We start from the raw sequence: 19,651 nt of genomic DNA, 5'->3' as shown, positions 1-19,651 counted from the left end.
AGGGCGGTGTGGCGGCTAGCCACACCGCCCTTTTACACATCGACCAACGAAACTAGTGCCGCCAGGCCAAAGCCCGTAATGATCACGCCTGAAACCAGGTTGACAATCCGGAGCACCCTGGGTGTCAGGCGTCCGTGGAGCAAGCCGGCCACACTGCTCAACATCAACCACCAGAGCGCTGAGCCTGCGCCGACGCCAGCAATGAGCAAGAAGGCTTCCCCTGGCGTCCCTGCGCTGCTTCCAATGCCGAGCCCCGCAAAGATCGCCGCAAAGGCAATGATCGTCGCGGGATTCGTGATCGTCAGCAAGAGGGTTGAACCATATGCACCAAGCAGACCACGGGCTGTGGCTGCGGCTGCTTTGTCTGACGGTTGTTCGCGCATGGTGCGTATCCCCAGGTAGATGAGGAAAAGCCCACCGATGAGACGTGTCCAGAAGCTTAGCCCGATCAGCAGACTCGTGAGCATGCTCAGGCCAAGTACGGCAATCGTCCCGTAGATCAGGTCAGCCGTCGCTGCCCCCAACCCCGAAACAAAGCCGGTCAGTTGCCCATCACGCAGGGTGCGTTTGATGCACAAGACACCGATTGGCCCTACCGGGGCCGCAATTGCCAGGCCGAATAAAGCTCCACGCGCAAACAAGCTATAATCCATACCCGTACCCCATAGTGTGTTGCGTCAAAGCAGTTATGTTAGCATACAAAGTGTAACATCAGGCTAGTATGCCGCTCTTGCGACCACCACACCTCAGTCGAAATGCTTATTTCGCAGGCGACAAGCGCCATGATCTGAGTATAATTTGGGTGGTCTTGGTTCTGGGGGGCGGTGGCCCCTGGGAATCTCGCTTATGCTGGCGAAAATGGCCAGTTTTAGAAGAGCAGCAGCAATGATCAAACGCAATAAAATTATTTCGGCTGACGAAGCAGTGCGCGTTATTCTGGATGGCGATACCATCGCAACCAGCGGCTTCGTTGGCATCGGGTTCCCCGAGGCGCTGGCGGTTGCCCTCGAAGAGCGCTTTCAGATGACGGGCCATCCGCGTGATCTTAGTCTCGTCTTTGCGGCTGGTCAGGGCGATGGCCGTCTGCGTGGGCTCAACCATTTTGCCCACGATGGCATGGTCAGGCGTGCCGTCGGTGGGCACTGGGGCCTCGCCCCTGCGCTCGGGCGCATGGCCCTTGAAGGGCGCATTCAGGCTTATTGCTTGCCCCAGGGGGCCATCTCGCACCTCTTTCGGGCGATCGCCGGACGCAAACCAGGCGTCATTACCCACGTGGGCCTTCGCACCTTTGTTGATCCCCGCCTGGAGGGCGGGCGCCTTAATCAGATGACCACCGAGCAGATTGTGGAGGTTGTCACCCTCGCGGGCCAGGAGTACCTCTTTTACAAGGCGTTTCCGATCAATGTCGGCCTGATTCGCGGAACCACCGCCGATGAAGAGGGCAATATCTCGATGGAGCGTGAAGCCCTGACGCTCGAAAGCCTCTCGCTTGCGCAGGCCGTCAAGAATAGCGGCGGGATCGTCATTGCGCAGGTCGAGCGCGTCACCACGGAACATCTGCGCAGTCCGAAAGAGGTCAAGATCCCTGGCATTCTTGTGGATTGTGTCGTGGTGGCCCCGCCTGAGTTGCATCCGCAAACCTTTGGGGAACCATATAATCCAGCCTATACCGGCGAAGTGCGCGTTGGGCGCGGGCGGCTTGTGCCGATGGCGTTGACGGCACGCAAGGTGATCGCACGCCGCGCTGCGCAGTTTCTGCGCATTAATGCGATCGTGAACCTTGGCATTGGCATGCCCGAAGGCATTGCGTCGGTTGCCAATGAAGAGGGCATCCTCGATTTGATTACGCTGACCGTCGAACCCGGCGGCATTGGCGGGATTCCCGCCGGTGGGCTGAGCTTTGGCGCAACGGCGAACGCGCAGGCGATTATTGATCAGCCCTATCAGTTTGATTTCTATGATGGCGGTGGCCTTGATCAGGCCTTCCTCGGCATGGCTCAGGTTGATGTCCATGGCAATGTGAATGTGAGTCGCTTTGGACCCAAATTTGCTGGTGCAGGCGGCTTTATTAATATTAGTCAGACGGCCCGCAATCTCTATTTTGTTGGAACCATGATGGGCAATGCGGTGGTCAGCGTGGAAAACGGCAAGCTCTGCATTGTCCAGGAAGGGACGACGCGCAAGTTTGTCGAACAGGTCGAGCAGGTGACGTTTAGCGGAGCTTATGCGGTCTCGCGGGGTCAGCAGGTGCATTATCTGACCGAGCGTGCCGTCTTTCGTCTGACGCCCACAGGTCTTGAGGTGATCGAAATTGCCCCCGGGCTCGATCTCGAACGCGATGTGCTGGCGATGCTCGCGTTCCGCCCGCAGATCAGCCCCGACTTGCGCGTGATGGACGAGCGCATTTTTGCCGAACACCCGATGGGCCTCGGTCAACGCTCGGTGTTGAGCCTCGAAGAACGTACGCGCTATGATCCTGAGACGAATCTCACCTTTGTCAATTTCGAGGGGCTGAACCTGATCTCGCCAGAGGATGTTCACGAACTTGCTGCCTATCTCGATGGTTTTTTTACTAGTATTGGCCGCCAGACCAATGTGATCGTCAATTATGATAACTTTAATCTGAATCCCCATGCCGCCGATGCGTTTTATGCGATGGTGCGACACAATACCGAACGCTATTTCCTCTCGTCGACCCGCTACTCCACCCACGCCTTCTTCCGCCGCCAGCTCGGAGCAAGCCTCGAAGGTATGCAGATGTCGCAGGAGATCTATCGCAGTTTCGACGAGGCCCGTGAAGGGCTTGGTTAAGGCATGTTAACAATGCTGGTGTTTGCTGCGCTCCAATGGCCTATTGTCCGCTTAAAACGAGCGCACACCCTATGCACGGAACTTGTTTATATACCAGGAACTTTCCTCGAGTGGTATAATGGCACCCGTTGATCGTAGTACGCACTGTAAACTACATTGCCCTCTTGGGCCTCCATGTAGCGGCAAGGAGCCCCCTATGCCCCCAAAGGCACAGTTCACACGCGAAGATGGGATCTATCATTCGTTTTGTGGCCTGGTCAGTGTTGGTTGGTTGTATCAGAAGATCAAGGATAGCTTCTTTCTCATTCTTGGCACCCATACCTGCGCCCATTTGCTCCAAAATACAATGGGTGTGATGATTTTTGCCCGCCCACGCTTCGCCATTTCATTGCTTGAAGAAGCCGATCTCTCTTCGGCACAGCCGGCCATTGCTGACCAGATCGCCGAGATTACCCGTGAACACCACCCCTCCGTGATCTTCTTGCTCTCCTCCTGTACCCCCGAAGTGATGAAGGTTGAGTTTGAGGGCCTCGCGCAGTCGGTCAGTACTCCCGAGGTGCCGGTGCTCTTTGTGCCTGCTTCTGGCCTCGATTTTACCTTCTCCCAAAGCGAAGATTCGGTGTTGCAAGCGTTGATTCCGTTCTGCCCCGAGGCTCCGCCCGATGATAAACGGGTTGTCTTCCTCGGTTCGGTCAATGATGCGATTGCCGATGATTTTCTCTTTGAGGCCTCGCGCCTGGGTATTCCTGTTGCTGGTTTTCTTCCCGCTAATCATTTCCACGAACTGCCGCCGATTGGCCCTGGGACAATCATTGCACCCCTGCAACCCTTCCTCGCTAAAGTGGCAAATCAGTTGACCAACGAGCGTGGCGCGACGGTGATGTCGTCGCTCTTTCCCTTTGGCCCCGATGGCTGCCGGGCCTTCTGGGAAGACCTCGCGGCTCATTTTGATCTCAAGGTTGATCTCAGTGAGCGTGAAGCGGCCTCCTGGGCGCGCATCAAAGCGCATACCGATCTGCTCAAGGGCAAGAAGGTCTTTCTGTCCGCCGATACGCTGCTCGAGCTGCCCCTGGCGCGTTTTATCCGCGCCGCCGGTGCCGAGGTGCTTGAGTGTTCAACCCCCTATATCAACCGCCGCTTCCACGCCCGCGAACTGGCGCTGCTCGATGGGGTGCGCCTCGTTGAACAGGCCAACTTCGAGCGCCAGTTGCGCAGTATCGCCGAAGAACAGCCCGACCTCGTGATCTCGAATATTATTACCGCGAATCCTCTCATTGGTCACGGGGTGGTCGCGAAATGGGGCACCGAGTTTATCTTTTCGCCTATTCACGGCTGGGCCGGCGTCAGTACTCTCGTTAGCCTTTTTACTCGAGCCCTCCGCCGCCACGCGCGCCTTGACCCCCTTGGCAGTGATCCGGTCTGGATGGCAGGTGTGATGCCGGGTGCCCCTGAGATCATTCCGCTTACCCGCGGGTGAGCCTATGCTGATGGAGTGAGCGCATGCGACTGGCTTATTGGATGTACGAAGGTACGGCCCATCACGGGGTCGCTCGAGTGATGAACTCGATGCGCAAGACCCACGCCGTCTTTCATGCCCCTCAAGGTGATGGGTATGTGAATACGATCTTTACGATGCTCGAACGGACGCCCGGGTTTCCGGCGATGACGACGAGTGTGGTCAGTGGCACCGATCTCGCCCGTGGCACGCTTCGCCTTCCCGAGACGCTGCGACAGGTCGAGGCGACCCGTCATCCCGAGTTGATTGTGGTGGTTGCTTCATGCTCGACTATTCTGCTGCAGGAAAATCTGGAGATTGCGGCGCATCAGTCGGGTCTCTCTTGCGAGGTGATGGTCTATGATGCGAATCCGTATCGCATGCAAGAGACCGCCGCCGCCGAGGGGCTCTTGACCGAGTTGGTGAAGAAGTATGCGACCCCTCAACCCCTGACCCCGATGCCGAGTGTGAATATCCTTGGGCCTTCGTCGCTCGGCTTTCACGCTCGCCACGATCTGATCAGCCTCCGTCGCATCCTCAAAACGCTCGGGGTGGCCGTCAATGTGGTGGCTCCATGGGGGGCGAGTGTTGATGATCTTCGTCGCTTGCCAGCGGCCTGGCTTACCATTGCGCCCTACCGCGAACTCGGTCGGCTTGCCGCCGAGTATCTCGAGGCGCAGTTTGGTACGGCTGCGCTCTGTGAAGCGCCGATCGGGGTGCAGCCAACGCTGCGCTGGCTCGATGCGGTGATCGAGCAACTCAATGCAGTTGGCGCACGCCTTGCCGCGCCGCCATCGCCGCTCAAACTTCCCCCGCTCACCGAGTTTTCGCTTGATGGTATGTCGGCTCCTTCGAATGTGCCCTGGTTTGCCCGCACAGCTGATATGGAGAGCTTTTCGGGCAAGAAGGCGTTTGTCTTTGGCGATGCAACCCATACCGTCGGGATCACCAAGTTCCTCGCCGATGAACTGGCGATGCCAATTGCCGGTGCCGGTACCTATCTCGTCAAGGAGGCCGCCTGGGTGCGGTCGCAACTCCAGGGCTATGTCAGCGATGCGGATTTCCTCGCCACCGATGAGTTTCAACAGGTGGCTGACCGGATCGGTCAGTTGCGCCCGGAACTTGTCTGTGGGACGCAGATGGAACGGCATACTGGTCGACGTTACGATCTGAATGTGATGGTTATTTCGTCGCCAACGCACATCGAAAATCACTTGCTTGCCTATCGTCCATTCCTCGGTTTTGATGGAGCCGATGTGATTGCCGATGAGGTCGCGACGACCTGTACGCTCGGGATGGAAAAGCATCTCATTGATATGTTTGGTGATGCCGGGCTGGAACTGGTTGAGTCTCCAGTTGCTCCGTCGGTTGAACCGGTGCTTGCGAGCAATGGCAATGCTGTTGTGTCACCAGTTGCTGCGGTCGCTGATGTGGTCAAGCCAACCAACGGCCATGCGTCGGAAGCACAACCGTCCAACGGCCATGCGCCGGAAGCACAACCGTCCAACGGGGTTGCTTCGTCGGCAGGCGCTGCGGCATCTGGTCAGGCCACTCCAATGCCTGTCGTGAATCCAGTCTGGACGGCTGATGGCGAAGCGATGCTCAAGAAGATCCCTTTCTTTGTCCGTGGCCGCGCACGGGGCAATATCGAGAAGTATGCCCGTGAACATGGAATCGCGAAGATTACCGCCGAGGTGCTGCTGGCTGCCAAAGAGCATCTCGGTGCCTAGATCAGGTGAAGTATGACCATGACAGCCCGACCGCTCCACGAGATTACTCTGCTTTCGCAGGCCGAGCGGTTCAAAGGTCGCCCGAAGCTGTGTAGTGATTGTGGGGTCTGTGGCGGTGAGTTGCGCCCGATGATGGCCGCTTCGTGTGTTTTTGTCAACAACAAACACGAAGAGTTTGAACGTCAGTTCCACGGGCGCAACCGTCGCGATGGCGATGAGTTGCTCTTTGGGGTGCATCGGGCTATCCATATCGCCCGGATGCGTACCCCCAATCTCGAAGCACAGTGGAGTGGCATTATTACGTCGCTGGCCGCCCTGCTGCTCGAGCGTGGTCTGGTCGAGGGCGTCATTACGACGAAAGCCGCCCCCGGTACCCGCTGGGCTCCGTTTCCTTTCTTGGCGCGTACGCCTGAAGAGGTGCGGGCGAGCGCCGGCAATAAGCCCTGTCTCTCGCCGAATCTCGAGGTGCTCGACGAGGTTCGGGCCGTTGGCCTCAAGCGCCTTGCCTTCATTGGCACCGGTTGCCAGGTGCATGCGCTGCGCGCCCTTGAGCCGGAACTCGGCCTCGAGCAGTTGTATGTGATCGGGTTGCCCTGTACCGATAATACCTCCTACCCCGATCTCCAGCGCTTCTTGAAGGTTGCCTCGAAGTCGCCCGAGACGATTGTGCATCACGAGTTTATGCAGGATTTTCGCGTCTGGATGCGCCACGAAGATGGGCATACCGAGACGATTAATTTTGTTGATCTTGATGTCAGTGCCCTCGGCGGCGAGCGCGGGGTCTTCCCCGCAGCCTGCCTCAGTTGTTTCGATTATCAAAATGGCCTGGCCGATCTCACGGTGGGCTACCTCGGGGCTCCCTTGCCCCCTGATGAACGGTGGCAATGGATGTTTGTCCGTAACGAGCGCGGCGAAGAGCTCTTTGAGTTGATTCGCCCCTCGCTGGAACTCGGTCAACGTACCGAGGGTGGCGACCGTCGGGCGGGCATTCAGGCCTATGTGGGGATGCTGCGCAAGCCCCGTAAACGGCCCCCGCTGCCTGTGCGCAAGTTTGTCGCCTGGCTCCAGCGCTCCAAAGGTCCCAAAGGGGTTGAGTTTGCCCGCAGTGTGATCGAACAGAAACTGCTGCGCAATCTCGTCTATGTCCGTGACCAGTTCCCCCGCCACGAACAGCGGATTGTGCCCGGGTACGTCTATCGTGCCCTCGCCTATACCGCCGATGTCTATGCCCGTGAGTTCGGTCGCCCCCTTGCCCGTGTCCCCGCCGAGGCAGCGACCAGAAGCGAGGCTTGAGTTGAAGGAGAGAGCTTCATGTCCCTGATTCTTGCTGTCTATGGCAAAGGCGGGATTGGCAAATCAACGACCAGTGCCAATCTCTCGGCGGCAATGGCCCTCAAAGGGGCGAAGGTGTTGCAGATTGGCTGTGACCCGAAACACGATAGTACCTTCCCTTTGACTGGCTTGCTCCAGCCGACCGTGATTGATGTGCTCGAAGAGGTTGATTTCCATATTGAGGATGTCGCCCGCGAGGATGTTATTCTGACGGGTTTTGCCGGGGTTGATACGCTCGAAGCGGGTGGCCCGCCTGCCGGCAGTGGCTGTGGTGGCTATGTGGTTGGCGAGACGGTCAAGTTGCTCAAAGAGTTTGGCCTCTATCATAAGTATGATGTGATTCTCTTTGATGTGCTTGGGGATGTGGTCTGTGGTGGCTTTTCGGCACCGCTCAACTATGCCGATTATGGCATTATCATTGCCTGCAATGATTTTGATAGCATCTTTGCTGCGAACCGCCTCTGCCTCGCCATCCAGCAGAAGAGTCAACGCCATAAAGTGAGGATGGCTGGCTTGATTGCGAATCGGGTCGATCCTGATTTTGGGGGAACGGGCCTCCTTGAGCAGTTTGTTGAGACCGTTGGTACCAAGATTATCGGGCGGGTACCCTATCACGACTTGATCCGTCGCTCGCGCCTGGCAGGCAAGACCCTCTTTGATATGGAGGGTGAAGGCAAAGAGGATTGCATCCGTCCTTTCAATGAGATGGCCGAATATCTCCTTGGTCAACCCGAATCGACGATCCCTAATCCCATGCACGACCGGGCGATCTTTGACGTTGTGGGTGGATGGAAGTAGGATAGGAGTGGTTGGGGGCCTGTGGCCCCCAAGAAAAGGTTTCTTCTGGCGAAAGATGCCAGCAAAGCTGGCATCTTTCGCCAGAAGAAACGTAAGGGTTCACACTTCTCCTGGGAGCGAGGGCGGGACGCCCTCGGAATGCCTTCGAGGGCGTCCCGCCCTCGCTCCCAGGCTTGCCTGGTACCCCAAATGTGAACACTTGTAAAGAAACTTGGGTTTGCAGGGCGTTAGCCCTCTTATCACTAGGAGGGAGTCTCTCTCTCAAAAGGTAACGTCCATGGATGCATCACGAAACTATGCGCTCGCTGGAACTGCGCTCTTCAATCCGATGGCGTCCGTCTACTGGCTTGATGTGTTGCGTGGGCGCAAGCCCGGGGTTGGTCTTGCGCTCGTGAGTGCCGCTGGGGCCGCCTGTGCTGCCCTTGCCTCGCCGCGTGAGCAGCCGTTGCGTGCGGTTGGCACTGGCTTGCTGGCTGCGGCAGGCGCAGCGGTGACCGGGTTGGTACTGCAACGCTTTGTGACCTGGGTAGAGCAGCGCGATGGCCCTCCTGCCGCCCCCGATGCACGCGATCTGCTCGTTCCGGCGGCAGCCGTTTGTGGTGCCGTTGTGGGTGCCGTTGCCCTTGGGGGACGTGCGCCGATTAGCTATGCCCCCTACAATGGCAAACCTGGTCATTACCGCTGGATCTCGGAAGGACCGTATACCGCTGCCCGGATCACTGCCTGGAGTGGCTATCTGTTGCATCAACTGGCCGTCTGGGGATGCATTTATGCCGCCCAACGGGCGCGCCCATCCTATGATGATGGGATGCGACCACTAAACTGGACGGCCCTTGCCGTCAATGCTGCCGGGGTTGGGTTGCACTATGCCCAGACACGCCGGTATTACGATGGCCTTGCGGTCGATGTGCCCGAAGGAACGTCACTTGGCTCGGCAGCCTTTATGCTGATGCTGATTCTAGCGATGGAGACGCCCCGCCGCGGTTTGATCATGGGGCTGAAACGTCCGGGTCTGCCCCATGACCTGGTTCGCTTTGTGCGCCGTTACCACGGCTATATCTTTAGCTGGGCGACCGTCTATACCTTCTGGTACCATCCGATGGAGCCACTGCCCGCGCATCTTGGTGGGCTCTACCATATGATGCTTCTCTTTGTGCAATCCTCCTTGATCTATACCAATGCGCACCGTGACCCGCGCTGGACTTTGGCGCTCGAGATGCTGGTCTTGCCGCATTCAGTAATCACAACCTTGCAAAAAGGCAGCGGTTTTGAGGGCATGTTCACCTTTGGTTTTCTTGGTATGTTTGTATTGGCGCAGATGCACGGTCTTGGCCTGAGCAAAGAGACTCGCATTGGCATCGGCTCGGCGTATGGAGTGTCGGCCCTTGCCTGGTATGGTTTACGGCGCGAAATGCATCGCTTGCCTGACATTGTGCGCGTACCCATCCTCGAATACGGCATTGTTGGCATCCTCGCCGGGCTGTCGCTATTGATGCGGGCAATGCGTCGCGGTACACAGCGCATTTCTGCCCCTGGCAGTGCGGTCTGAGTTGGTCAGCGGGCTAGAAGTTCTTGATGCAGGCGCACGAAGGTATCACGCTTCGTGCACCTGCATCTTTGTGCAAAGATCGAGGGCCTGTTGCAGTTGCTCCAGGCTTTGTGCCAGCGCAAGGGTTACGTCAGGCTCGGGCATGGCTTCGTTGTACAGGAGGCTCGCTGCGTGCAAGAGACGTGCGTGGCTCTCTTTGAGGGTGGCGTGAAGACGGGTGAGGTCTTGGGTAAGACGTGTCTCGGTTATGGGTGGAAGTTGTCGAGCGCGTTGCTGCTGGCGAAGGCGATCAAAAGTCTGGCGGATGAGAGGGATTGCTACCGCGAGGGTACGACGGGACGAGTGGTTTAAGGGTGGCTCACAGCCGAGCAGGAGAAGCGCGGGTGGGCCGTGACTTGTCGGTAAAATCCCAGCAATATGGATACTACCAGTCAGAGGCACCAGCCCCCCCCGGCAGCACGGTAATGCCAACGAGGTGCATTGCGGCCTGCACGGCTGGCAACGCATAGATCGCAACAACCTCCTCGGCAGTTGGGGCCGACATCCCGATACTGAGCGGCACGACGCCAGGCATAAGCAGCAGGCCACTCTTTGCCTGCGTACAGCGGGCAAAGGTTTCCAGTGTTACCTGCGCTGCTTCACTGAGTTCCTGGATTGAGCCAAGCTGCAAGGCTAGATTGTAAAGCAACTCACTGTCAGGTTTCGCGTGAAAGGTCGTATCCAACGTTTGTGACCACAATTCTGATTCTGCGGGCAAGCTTATCAAGTATACCAAAAACTCAGGTTTGACGCACGACTCTGCCCTCGCTATAATGCCATGAATATCCTGAAGCGCAGGACGAGGAGTAAGTTTCATGAGTCAGCCACAGAGTCGGCGCGGCCGTCGAGTCGCCGAACGAAAGCGTAATCCACTGATCCCCTTCTATTGGGCGATCGGTGCTTTGGTTGTTCTGGGGGCGGCCTTTTTAATCACCTTTGCAGTCCGGGGTGGGTTCGGTGGCGGCGAAGTGCCAACAATCAATGCGCAAACTGGGCAAACACCCGAAGGCTTTTGGTTTAAGGGGGATCCCGAGGCAGCGGTCACGGTTGTGGAATATGCCGACTATCGTTGTCCTGCCTGTGCATTTTTTGACCGGAACATGTCGCCAATTATTACACGTGACTATGTTGAGACCGGCAAAATCCAGATGATCTTTCATGAATTTCCTCTGAACAACAATGCACAGGCGATTGCAGCGGGGGAAGCCGCCCGCTGTGCCGGTGAGCAGGGCCAGTTCTGGGAAATGAACCATCTCTTGATGACCAATCAAGGTCAGTGGGCACAACTTAACAATGTCAACAATGTCTTTTCGGGGTATGCAGGTCAGCTTGGCGTGGATCGGGCGGCTTTTGATAGCTGCATGAGCGCAGGGACGCACAATGCAGCCATTCTCGCGGCCGTCGAGAGCGCGGTTGCCCGGGGCGTGACAGGCACGCCCTCGTTTGATGTGAATGGGCAACTGGTCGATATGAATGGCCTCCCTGGGGCCATTGAGGCAGCGCTGCGCACGGCCGGTCAATAAGCGTTGCTCCGCACAAGCGGCCTTTTGCAAAGCGATGCGGTTGCCCTAAGGGCAACCGCATCGCTTTGCAATTGACATCATATCAGCAGAGGTCTATAATGCCGTGGTTACGAAACCTGAGCGCGAGGAGTAGTTGAACGCCGTGCGTAGCAGAGAAATCATTTCAATCTTAGGGATTGTGATCATTGCGGCCCTGGCCCTCTGGATCAATCTGGCCCCTAACCAGATGGCACTTGGGCGCGATGTGAGTTTTCGCCTGGGCCTCGATTTGCAAGGCGGTATTCAAGTCTTGCTGCGAGCGACTGATCCTGACGTTGATCGCGAACAGATGGAGATTGCCCGTGGGGTGATCGAGCGCCGGGTCAATGCCCTCGGTGTCGGTGAGACGCTCGTGCAGGTCGCGGGCAATGATCGCCTGATCGTTGAGTTGCCTGGCGTTGATGATCCTGAGCAGGCCGTTGAGACGTTGCGTGGTACCGGGCGCCTTGAGTTCATTGACTCACAGGGCCAGTATCTGCCCTCAGGTGCATTGATCCGCACGACGGGCAGCCCCAATCCAGTGTTGCCAGAGGGAGTTGAAGAGATCCAAACTCTTGACGATCTCGGGCCAATTTTTGAGAGCATTACCGATGGTGCTGACCTTGATACTAGTTCCGTCCAGCCAGCCTTTTCGCAGGGTGGCGTCACTGGGAGTCGGCCTGCGGTGTCGTTTGCCTTTACTGGTGAGTCGGCTCAACGTTTGGCTGCGTTTACCGCCCAGAATGTTGGCCAACCGATGTGCATTGTGCTCGACAATGTGGTCATTAGTTGCCCCCAGATCAACGCGGCCCTCCGCGATGGCTCAGGCGTCATTGAGGTCAATGATGTCACTGATCGCGACAATATTCTCAATCAGTTGAAGTATGGCGCGTTGCCCGTGCCGCTCGTTGTCGAAACAAGCCGCAGTGTGACGGCAACCCTTGGTCAAGAGTCGGTTGAGTCAAGCATTATGGCGGGTGCGATCGGGTTGAGTCTGGTCGCTATCTATATGCTTGCCTTCTACCGGTTTCCTGGCCTACTGGCAACCCTGGCGCTGGCGCTCTATGTCTTGATTAGCTTTGCCCTCTATCGCCTCATTCCCATTACCCTTACACTGCCTGGCATCGCTGGTTTTGTGCTCTCGATTGGTCTGGCGGTTGATGCCAATGTGCTGATCTTTTCGCGCCTGCGCGAAGAGTATCGGCGTGGGCGCGATATTCATAGTGCCCTTGAGCTTGGCTTTGAGGAGTCCTGGTCGGCGATCCGTGATTCGAGTGTGTCGACGTTGATCACGAGCATCGTGCTCTTTATCTTTGGCAATAGCTTTGGCGTGAGCATTATTCAGGGGTTTGCCCTGACGCTGGGCCTCGGTATTCTGCTCAGTCTCTTTACGGCTGTAGTGGTGACACGTACGCTCCTGCGCCTCTCGACGCCGATCTTTCGGGATGACCGGGCATGGATCTTTGGCATTGATCGCACCAAACCAGCTGTGGCGAAATCTGCCGCTGAGGCGATCTGATATCCTTCTGTGGAGTAGTACGTCGTATGTTGGAACAGCTTGTCAAGCGCCGCTACTGGTGGTTCGTGCTTTCGCTGGTCATGATTTTGCCCGGGCTCTATTTTCTGTTGCTGCATCCTCTTCTTACCACCGGGCAACCCCGGCTTGGGTTGCGCCCAAGTATTGACTTTAGTGGCGGTGCTCTCTGGGAGGTGCGTTTTGCTGAACGTGCCCCCGGTGAACTAGGTTCTTCAGAGGTCGGGGCTGCGTTCGCTGCCGCAGGGTTCGAGAATGCTCAGGTGCAGATGAGTCAGGTTGACCTGGATGGGTCCCCGATTGTGACCGCCCTGGTGCGTACGCGCCCCCTAAATGAGCAGACGCCGCTACAGGATCGTCAGGCAGTCGAGGCCGCCCTGAATGATCAGATCGGCACTGCGGTGATTGAACGCCTCGAAAGCGTGGGGCCGACAGTTAGCCAAGAGTCAACCCGCAGTGCCGTGATTGCCGTGATCGGTGCATCGTTGATCATCTTGCTCTATCTGACCTGGGCTTTTCGCCAGGCTCCCCATCCGTTTCGGTATGGGATGTGTGCCATTATCTCGATGGTACATGATGTGGTTATTATTATTGGGGTAGCTGCGATCTTCAGCACCTTTAATCCCCGCTTCGAGGTGGACGCCCTCTTTTTGACCGCCCTTCTCACTATCCTGAGTTTCTCGGTGCATGATACGATTGTCGTCTTTGACCGCGTTCGCGAGAATTTGCTGGCCCGTCAACCCGATCAGCACTTTAGTGATCTGGTCAATCATAGCATTGTGCAGACGCTGCCGCGCTCGATCAATACCCAGATGACGACGTTGTTTACGTTGACTGCGCTGCTCTTCTTTGGGGGTGAGACGATCCAGAATTTTGTCTTGATCCTCTTGATCGGGTTGGTTGTCGGCACCTACTCTTCGATCTTCAATGCCGCTCAGATCCTGGTGGTCTGGGAATACCGTGAATGGAAGAACTGGTTTGGGCGCGGTCGCCGCGACCACGAAAAGCCAGCAACCGCCTAACCCTGATGTTGACGAAAACGACCAGCTTCGCTGGTCGTTTTCGTCTTTATGGCGTATCGCCCATGCTCGAATGGGTGGCCTGCAGCGGAACGACTGGTTCGTGGGTCAACCAGTAGTAGCATCCTGCGGCCACTGGGGTCAGCAGCCAGTAGTTGAAGAGCCGGAAGATGATCGCGGCGGGTACCGCAGCAGGCCCGACCCCAAGTTGCAGCAGGGTTGCGACTAGCGCCGCCTCGACGGTGCCGCCGCCCCCTGGGAGCACATTGAAGGTCGAGGTGATCAGGGCAATGCCGAAGGCGACGATGACCGTAACGAGACTAGCTTCCACCTCAAAAGCCCAGAGTACGCAGAGCATCGCGAGGCTATGGGTGATGAGCGCTGTCAACTGGATCAGCACCAGCACGATCACATCACGTCGACGACTGGCAAGCAGCCTGCGGCCAACAATCAGTTCGGCGAGCAGACCTTCGAGCCACGTACTCTTCCAGGGGTGCCGCAACAGGTGACTCACCATGCGTTGAAAACGTGCGAGCCACGCACGTAGTTGCGCCCCCGGTCGCGTCAGAACATAAAAAGCCCCGCCGACGAGTGCGATGGCGACGCTCCCTGCGATATAACTTGCCTCGCCAGTAGCCTGATGTTGGAGGGCCAGGACAATGAGGCTGAAGGCAAACATCATCAGCATTGCGGTCACATAACTGATCGTTTCGAGTGAGGCGATCAGGGCCGCCTGACCCTGGCTGATGCCGCGACGGTTGAAGGTGCTGATCAAAAAGGCATAGCTGCCAACCCCGCCGGCAGGCACTGACTGACTGATAATGATGGCGACGAGGGCAATCGCCCAGAGCCGCAGCAGATTCATACGATAGCCTAGTGAACGCAGGGCAAGATTGAAGACCTGGGCGCTCATCAGGTAACCAATGGGAATCAATCCCATCGCCAAGAGTAACCATTCCAGACGAGCATCACCAAGGAGTTCAAAGGCTTCGAGAAGCCATTGGCGATTCAGGTAGGCGAGAACCAGTAGTACCAGACTGATCAACAGACTGGTGAATAACTTCCAGCGGGTACGACGCATCTGTCTTCCTCGGATTACCAGGCGATACTAAAGTTACCCTCTTTGCGGGTTGGTTCTTCCCAGGTAACGTCAACTTTTTCAACCTGGGCCTGGATTGGTCCACTGTAGCACCAGGTCACCAGGCGCTGAACGGCTGAGCGTGTCCCCTCAAAGACTGCCTCGACGCGGCCATCGGGGAGGTTGCGAACCCATCCCTCAACCCCGGCTGCACGAGCTCGATCACGGGCATAGGCACGAAAACTGACGCCTTGCACGCGCCCCGCAATAAATACATGCGCACGTACCAGATCCATAGCTCGTTTGCCTCTAGCTTTTCTTTGCTCAAGGGTGCTTCGTTGCACACATAATGCAATAGTATACCGCACACAGCGAGCATCGCACAATAATGGTATACTGCTCTCAGCATTTCTCCTTCGCCGAGAAACCAGCCAGCTTAGTTGGCTGGTTTCTCAGCGAAGCAATGGATTTCAGGGCTATAGCCTTGAACATAGACTCTATGATTGATCAGGCAAAAATTCGCAACTTCTGTATTATCGCCCACGTTGACCACGGTAAGACGACGCTCTCGGATCGTCTGTTGCAAACAACAAGCACGATTGCCGATCGCGATCGCCGTGAACAGCACCTTGACTCGATGGATCTCGAGCGCGAACGGGGCATTACGATCAAGCTTAAGGCTGTCCGTATGCAGTATCATGCTGCCGACGGTGAGACCTATATGCTCAATCTGATTGATACCCCCGGTCATGTCGATTTCAACTATGAAGTCGGACGCTCACTTGCCGCGTGTGAGGGAGCCCTGCTAGTTGTTGATGCCGCGCAGGGCATCGAAGCTCAAACGCTGGCGAATGTCTATCTGGCCCTCGAGCATGATCTGACCATTATTCCCGTCATTAATAAAATTGATCTGCCCGGTGCCCATCCCGATGAGGTCGCCGCAGAGATTGAAAAGGTGATCGGCATTCCCGCCGAAGAGTCGATCATGGCGTCGGCCAAAGAGGGTCTCGGCGTACCCGAGATCCTCGAGGCGATTGTTACCCGCGTTCCGCCACCCCACGGGCAGATGTCACAGCCCGCTCGTGCGCTGATCTTTGATTCACACTACGATCCCTATAAGGGGGTCATTGCTGCTGTGCGTGTGGTTGATGGGATCTTCCTGTCAGGCTCACGGGTGCAGTTGATGGGTACCGGCGCCAAAGCTGAGACCCTGGAGATCGGGTGTTTTCGACCGATGATGCAACCCTTGCCCGCCCTCAATCCCGGTGAGGTTGGGTATATCGCCACCGGTCTCAAGACGATTGAAGAGTGTCAGGTTGGTGATACGATTACGCTCGCTGATAATCCCGCCGCGATGCCGCTGGTCGGCTATCGTCCCGCCAAGCCGATGGTCTTTGCTGGCCTCTATCCTATTGAGAGCAATGCCTATCCTGATCTCCGTGATGCGCTCGAGAAACTGAAATTGAATGATGCCGCTCTTTCGTATCAACCTGAGAGTTCAGCAGCGCTTGGATTCGGTTTTCGCTGCGGCTTCCTCGGTCTTCTTCATATGGAGATTGTGCGTGAGCGCCTGGAACGTGAGTATAATCTCGATCTGCTCATTACGGCACCGAGCGTTGAGTATCAGGTGTTGTGTACTGATGGCGAAATCTTGACCGTCGCCAATCCCTCGGAAATGCCCGATCTTAGCAAGATTGCGGCGATTGAAGAGCCGATTGTCCAGATTAGTGTCATTGCACCGTCGCGCTATATTGGTACCGTGATGGAGCTGGTGACGACGCGGCGCGGTATCTTTGATACCATGGAGTACCTCGATCCAACGCGGGTGGTGCTCAAGTATCGCATGCCCCTGGCTGAAATTGTGATTGACTTTTATGATCAACTCAAGAGCCGGACGCAGGGCTATGCATCCCTTGACTATACCCTTGCTGGTTATCTTGAGGCCGATCTGGTCAAACTTGATGTGCTGGTCAATCAAGCCTCTGTTGATGCGCTTTCGTTGATTGTCCATCGCGAGTTTGCCTATCAGCGCGGGCGCGATCTGGTTGAACGGTTGCGCCAGTTGATCCCGCGCCAGATGTTTGAGGTGCCGATCCAGGCTGCGATTGGTAGCAAGGTGATTGCCCGTGAGACGGTGCGTGCCATGCGGAAAGATGTGCTGGCAAAGTGCTACGGTGGCGATGTGAGCCGCAAACGTAAACTGCTTGAAAAGCAGAAAGAGGGCAAACGTCGCATGAAGATGGTTGGCAATGTCGAGATCCCGCAAGAAGCCTTTATGGCTATCCTCTCGCTTGGAGAGGATGTGCCTGAAAGTCGGTAGGCTGTCATGAATATGCGTTATGCTGGTGTGCTGGTACTCTTGCTGCTCTTGCCTGTCCTGGTGGCATGTCAGAGTACCGCGCAGGGCCAGGCGAACCTCGGTGCGCCTGAGAGCCCGGTGATTATGAGGGTTGGGGTGCAACAGTTCACCATTGCCGATTTTTCGCAGCGCCTTACACGCGATATTGGGCCTGCAATTGAAGGTTTGCTTGCCCAGGGCCAGACGCCCGCCGAGATCGAGCAGCTTGCCGTCGAAGCTGAGATCCGGACGCAGATTTTTGACCAGATGCTCCAGGATGCTTTGCTCGGCCGCTATGCTCGTCAGCATGGCATCGGCGTTGATGCAGCGGCCATTGATGCCGAGGTGCTGGCAATTGTCCAGCCTGCTGAAGATAGCCCTTTCCTGATTACCACCGATGCACGCTTGCAAAGTGCGCAAAGCCAACTCAGTTTCGAGGTGGTCGCCCGCAATACTGTCGCCCCAATGGCGCGCACGCGCTTGATGCTGGTGCCCGATGAGGCGCAGGCCGATGAGGTGCTCGCTCTACTTGCCGCTGGCGGCGATTTCTATGCCCTCGCCGGTGAACGCGGCCTTGATATTGGGGCTCCCCTGAATGATGCGGCCATCACTTGGCTCCCCACTGGCAATTTCCCACCCGAAATCGATAGCGTTGTCTTTAGCACTCCTCTCCAGACTCCGGGTAAAGTTAGCACAACCAGCGGTGTCTATGTCTTTGAGGTTCTCGAACGCGATGAGCAGCGTCCTTTCGATTCCTTCGAGATGCTGCGCTCGAGCCAGAATGCCCAGGTCTTCTATGAGCAGAGTTTTGCGCCCTGGTATGAGACCCTGCTCCTTGACGCACAGGCAAGTGGCGATCTTCAGATTGCCGAAAATTTCGATCCGAATATGGTGCCTTTACCCTTCCCTGAGTAATGCTCTGTTATGAAGACGACACCAGGTCAATTGCTTGACGCCGCATTGCGTATCTTTGCCCTGGAAGGGGTGTCTGGCGTCCAGTTCTGGGAGGCGCACGCTCTGCTGGCGGCCTCTTGTCCGCCTGGCTTGCCCCAGATCGGGCCCGTGCCAGGGGTTCGTGCGTGGGCCGAGACGATGCAGGCAGGATCTTATCCTGTGCCTCTGGTGCCCTTTCCTCTCCAACCGGTAGCCCCGGCCCTGATCTGGTGGCACCACGATGATCCGTCTGCACCTCTGCGCGATCTGTTGACGCTCCGCTATCCTGCTCACCATCTGATCCGTTTGGCAACGCTTGATCCCCAGGGAACCCTGCGCGACCTCGTTGAAGGCACGCTCTCGACCTGGCCTGAACTGGTCACGCAACCCGGTGATACCTCCTTGCTGGCGGTTGACCGCTTGCCGGTCAATGAGGATCAACGCAGTGCCGACGGCTTGCGCTGGGTGATGACCCGTTTGCTTGGGCCTGAAGGCTGCCCCTGGGATGTCCGGCAGAGCCATGCAGATTTGCGTAGTGCCTTGATCGAGGAGACATGTGAAGTCCTGGAAGCCCTCGATACGGGTGATATGGAAGCGCTGAAGGAGGAACTCGGCGATCTGCTGATTTCGATCTTTGCGCATTCCGAGATGGCTCGGCAGGCTGGACATTTCACGTTCGAGGACGTTTTTGCCCAGGTCACAGGCAAGTTGATCGGGCGCCACCCGCATGTTTTTGGCGGCTTGGTGGTTGACGGCGAGCATCAGGTGCTGCAGAACTGGGAACAGATCAAGGCAACCGAATTGGCCGCTAAAGGGCGCACCCGTTCTGGGGCGCTTGATGGCGTTCCGCCCGAACTGCCGGCGCTGGCCACAGCCCAGAAGATCGGCAAACGTGCTGCGCGCACCGGTTTCAACTGGACGGACATTGACCAGGTCTGGGCCAAGATCAATGAAGAATTGGACGAACTGAGGGCTGCCGCTGCCAGTGGCGAGCCTGGTCACATCGCCGAAGAATTTGGTGATACACTCTTTGTGCTTACACGCTTGGCGGCGTGGCTCCAGATTGACGCTGAACTCGCCTTACGCGATGCTAACCAGAAATTTCGTCGTCGCTTCAGCCAACTCGAAGCGACCGTCGCTGCGCAAGGATACCAGATGCACGCCTTGAGTCTGGACGAGTTGATCAGGCTCTGGCAAACCGTGAAATAGTCGTGCCGAAACCACCGCTTGACCTTCAGCTGGACGATCTCGTGCAAACGCGCAAAGCGCATCCGTGTGGTGGTGATACGTGGCGGATCGTGCGGCTTGGTGCCGATATTGGCATGCGTTGCGCAACCTGTGGGCGCAAAATTATGCTCCCCCGTGCCGAATGCGAACGCCGCATTAAACGCTTTGTGCGACGTGCAAATGACGCGTAAGTACGCAGCAGCCACACGGTGCCGCCTCGTGAGGCG

17 protein-coding genes are annotated in these 19,651 nt (G+C 57.1%); 13 read left to right on the top strand and 4 right to left on the bottom strand.

What is annotated here, in order from left to right; genetic code table 11:
* Nucleotides 1-32: 32 nt before the first annotated feature.
* Nucleotides 33-653, bottom strand: coding sequence for a LysE family translocator (locus EKD05_RS05910; protein ID WP_129671512.1), 621 nt, complete (start codon nucleotides 651-653; stop codon nucleotides 33-35).
* A gap of 232 nt (nucleotides 654-885) precedes the next feature.
* Here EKD05_RS05910 and EKD05_RS05905 point away from each other — a divergent pair, with 232 nt between their 5' ends.
* The 6 genes from EKD05_RS05905 to EKD05_RS05880 all read left to right on the top strand — a co-directional run bounded on the left by EKD05_RS05905 (nucleotide 886) and on the right by EKD05_RS05880 (nucleotide 9,715).
* Nucleotides 886-2,811 carry an acyl CoA:acetate/3-ketoacid CoA transferase gene (locus EKD05_RS05905; protein ID WP_240695658.1) on the top strand — a complete coding sequence of 642 codons (1,926 nt, stop codon included), beginning with the start codon at nucleotides 886-888 and terminating at the stop codon, nucleotides 2,809-2,811.
* A gap of 196 nt (nucleotides 2,812-3,007) precedes the next feature.
* The gene (gene bchN, locus EKD05_RS05900; protein ID WP_129671511.1) at nucleotides 3,008-4,288 is read left to right on the top strand and encodes a ferredoxin:protochlorophyllide reductase (ATP-dependent) subunit N; all 1,281 of its coding nucleotides are present in this window, start codon (nucleotides 3,008-3,010) and stop codon (nucleotides 4,286-4,288) included.
* Nucleotides 4,289-4,311: 23 nt separating this feature from the next.
* On the top strand, nucleotides 4,312-6,036 hold the full coding sequence (locus tag EKD05_RS05895) for a ferredoxin:protochlorophyllide reductase (ATP-dependent) subunit B (RefSeq protein ID WP_129671510.1): 1,725 nt from the start codon (nucleotides 4,312-4,314) through the stop codon (nucleotides 6,034-6,036).
* A gap of 12 nt (nucleotides 6,037-6,048) precedes the next feature.
* The gene (locus tag EKD05_RS05890; protein WP_129671509.1) at nucleotides 6,049-7,329 is read left to right on the top strand and encodes a Coenzyme F420 hydrogenase/dehydrogenase, beta subunit C-terminal domain; all 1,281 of its coding nucleotides are present in this window, start codon (nucleotides 6,049-6,051) and stop codon (nucleotides 7,327-7,329) included.
* Nucleotides 7,330-7,347: 18 nt separating this feature from the next.
* Nucleotides 7,348-8,166 carry a ferredoxin:protochlorophyllide reductase (ATP-dependent) iron-sulfur ATP-binding protein gene (gene bchL, locus EKD05_RS05885; protein ID WP_129671508.1) on the top strand — a complete coding sequence of 273 codons (819 nt, stop codon included), beginning with the start codon at nucleotides 7,348-7,350 and terminating at the stop codon, nucleotides 8,164-8,166.
* A 277-nt stretch (nucleotides 8,167-8,443) separates the two neighbouring features.
* The gene (locus tag EKD05_RS05880) at nucleotides 8,444-9,715 is read left to right on the top strand and encodes a hypothetical protein (protein ID WP_129671507.1); all 1,272 of its coding nucleotides are present in this window, start codon (nucleotides 8,444-8,446) and stop codon (nucleotides 9,713-9,715) included.
* A 424-nt stretch (nucleotides 9,716-10,139) separates the two neighbouring features.
* On the opposite strand, the gene EKD05_RS05875 is transcribed toward EKD05_RS05880, so the two are convergent.
* On the bottom strand, nucleotides 10,140-10,439 hold the full coding sequence (locus EKD05_RS05875) for a hypothetical protein (protein ID WP_129671506.1): 300 nt from the start codon (nucleotides 10,437-10,439) through the stop codon (nucleotides 10,140-10,142).
* A gap of 130 nt (nucleotides 10,440-10,569) precedes the next feature.
* On the opposite strand from EKD05_RS05875, the gene EKD05_RS05870 reads away from it, so the two are divergent.
* The 3 genes from EKD05_RS05870 (at nucleotide 10,570) to secF (ending at nucleotide 13,851) form a co-directional block, all read left to right on the top strand.
* Nucleotides 10,570-11,277, top strand: coding sequence for a DsbA family protein (locus EKD05_RS05870; RefSeq protein WP_129671505.1), 708 nt, complete (start codon nucleotides 10,570-10,572; stop codon nucleotides 11,275-11,277).
* A 142-nt stretch (nucleotides 11,278-11,419) separates the two neighbouring features.
* On the top strand, nucleotides 11,420-12,814 hold the full coding sequence (gene secD, locus EKD05_RS05865; protein ID WP_129671504.1) for a protein translocase subunit SecD: 1,395 nt from the start codon (nucleotides 11,420-11,422) through the stop codon (nucleotides 12,812-12,814).
* Between the two features lie 29 nt (nucleotides 12,815-12,843).
* Nucleotides 12,844-13,851, top strand: coding sequence for a protein translocase subunit SecF (gene secF / locus EKD05_RS05860; RefSeq protein ID WP_129671539.1), 1,008 nt, complete (start codon nucleotides 12,844-12,846; stop codon nucleotides 13,849-13,851).
* A gap of 46 nt (nucleotides 13,852-13,897) precedes the next feature.
* Here the strand turns inward: secF and EKD05_RS05855 are convergent, their stop codons facing one another.
* Together EKD05_RS05855 and EKD05_RS05850 are read right to left on the bottom strand one after the other, a co-directional pair.
* Nucleotides 13,898-14,929, bottom strand: a complete 1,032-nt coding sequence (locus tag EKD05_RS05855; RefSeq protein ID WP_129671503.1) for a lysylphosphatidylglycerol synthase transmembrane domain-containing protein — start codon at nucleotides 14,927-14,929, stop codon at nucleotides 13,898-13,900.
* Nucleotides 14,930-14,943: 14 nt separating this feature from the next.
* Nucleotides 14,944-15,222 (bottom strand): acylphosphatase, encoded by a 279-nt coding sequence (locus EKD05_RS05850; RefSeq protein WP_129671502.1) that lies wholly within the window; start codon nucleotides 15,220-15,222, stop codon nucleotides 14,944-14,946.
* A 203-nt stretch (nucleotides 15,223-15,425) separates the two neighbouring features.
* On the opposite strand from EKD05_RS05850, the gene lepA reads away from it, so the two are divergent.
* From lepA to EKD05_RS05830, 4 genes are read left to right on the top strand one after another with little or no spacing between them, the layout of a single operon-like run.
* On the top strand, nucleotides 15,426-17,246 hold the full coding sequence (gene lepA, locus EKD05_RS05845; RefSeq protein WP_129671501.1) for a translation elongation factor 4: 1,821 nt from the start codon (nucleotides 15,426-15,428) through the stop codon (nucleotides 17,244-17,246).
* 6 nt (nucleotides 17,247-17,252) lie between these two features.
* Nucleotides 17,253-18,179, top strand: a complete 927-nt coding sequence (locus EKD05_RS05840) for a SurA N-terminal domain-containing protein (protein WP_129671500.1) — start codon at nucleotides 17,253-17,255, stop codon at nucleotides 18,177-18,179.
* A gap of 9 nt (nucleotides 18,180-18,188) precedes the next feature.
* Nucleotides 18,189-19,406, top strand: a complete 1,218-nt coding sequence (gene mazG, locus EKD05_RS05835; protein ID WP_129671499.1) for a nucleoside triphosphate pyrophosphohydrolase — start codon at nucleotides 18,189-18,191, stop codon at nucleotides 19,404-19,406.
* A 2-nt stretch (nucleotides 19,407-19,408) separates the two neighbouring features.
* On the top strand, nucleotides 19,409-19,615 hold the full coding sequence (locus EKD05_RS05830; protein ID WP_129671498.1) for a DUF951 domain-containing protein: 207 nt from the start codon (nucleotides 19,409-19,411) through the stop codon (nucleotides 19,613-19,615).
* The last annotated feature ends 36 nt before the right edge of the window (nucleotides 19,616-19,651 follow it).

The organism is Candidatus Chloroploca sp. Khr17 (assembly GCF_004138165.1).
Taxonomy (GTDB): domain Bacteria; phylum Chloroflexota; class Chloroflexia; order Chloroflexales; family Chloroflexaceae; genus Chloroploca.
The sequence above is the reverse complement of the archived record's forward strand: the minus strand, read 5'-3'. Positions and strand labels throughout refer to the sequence as shown.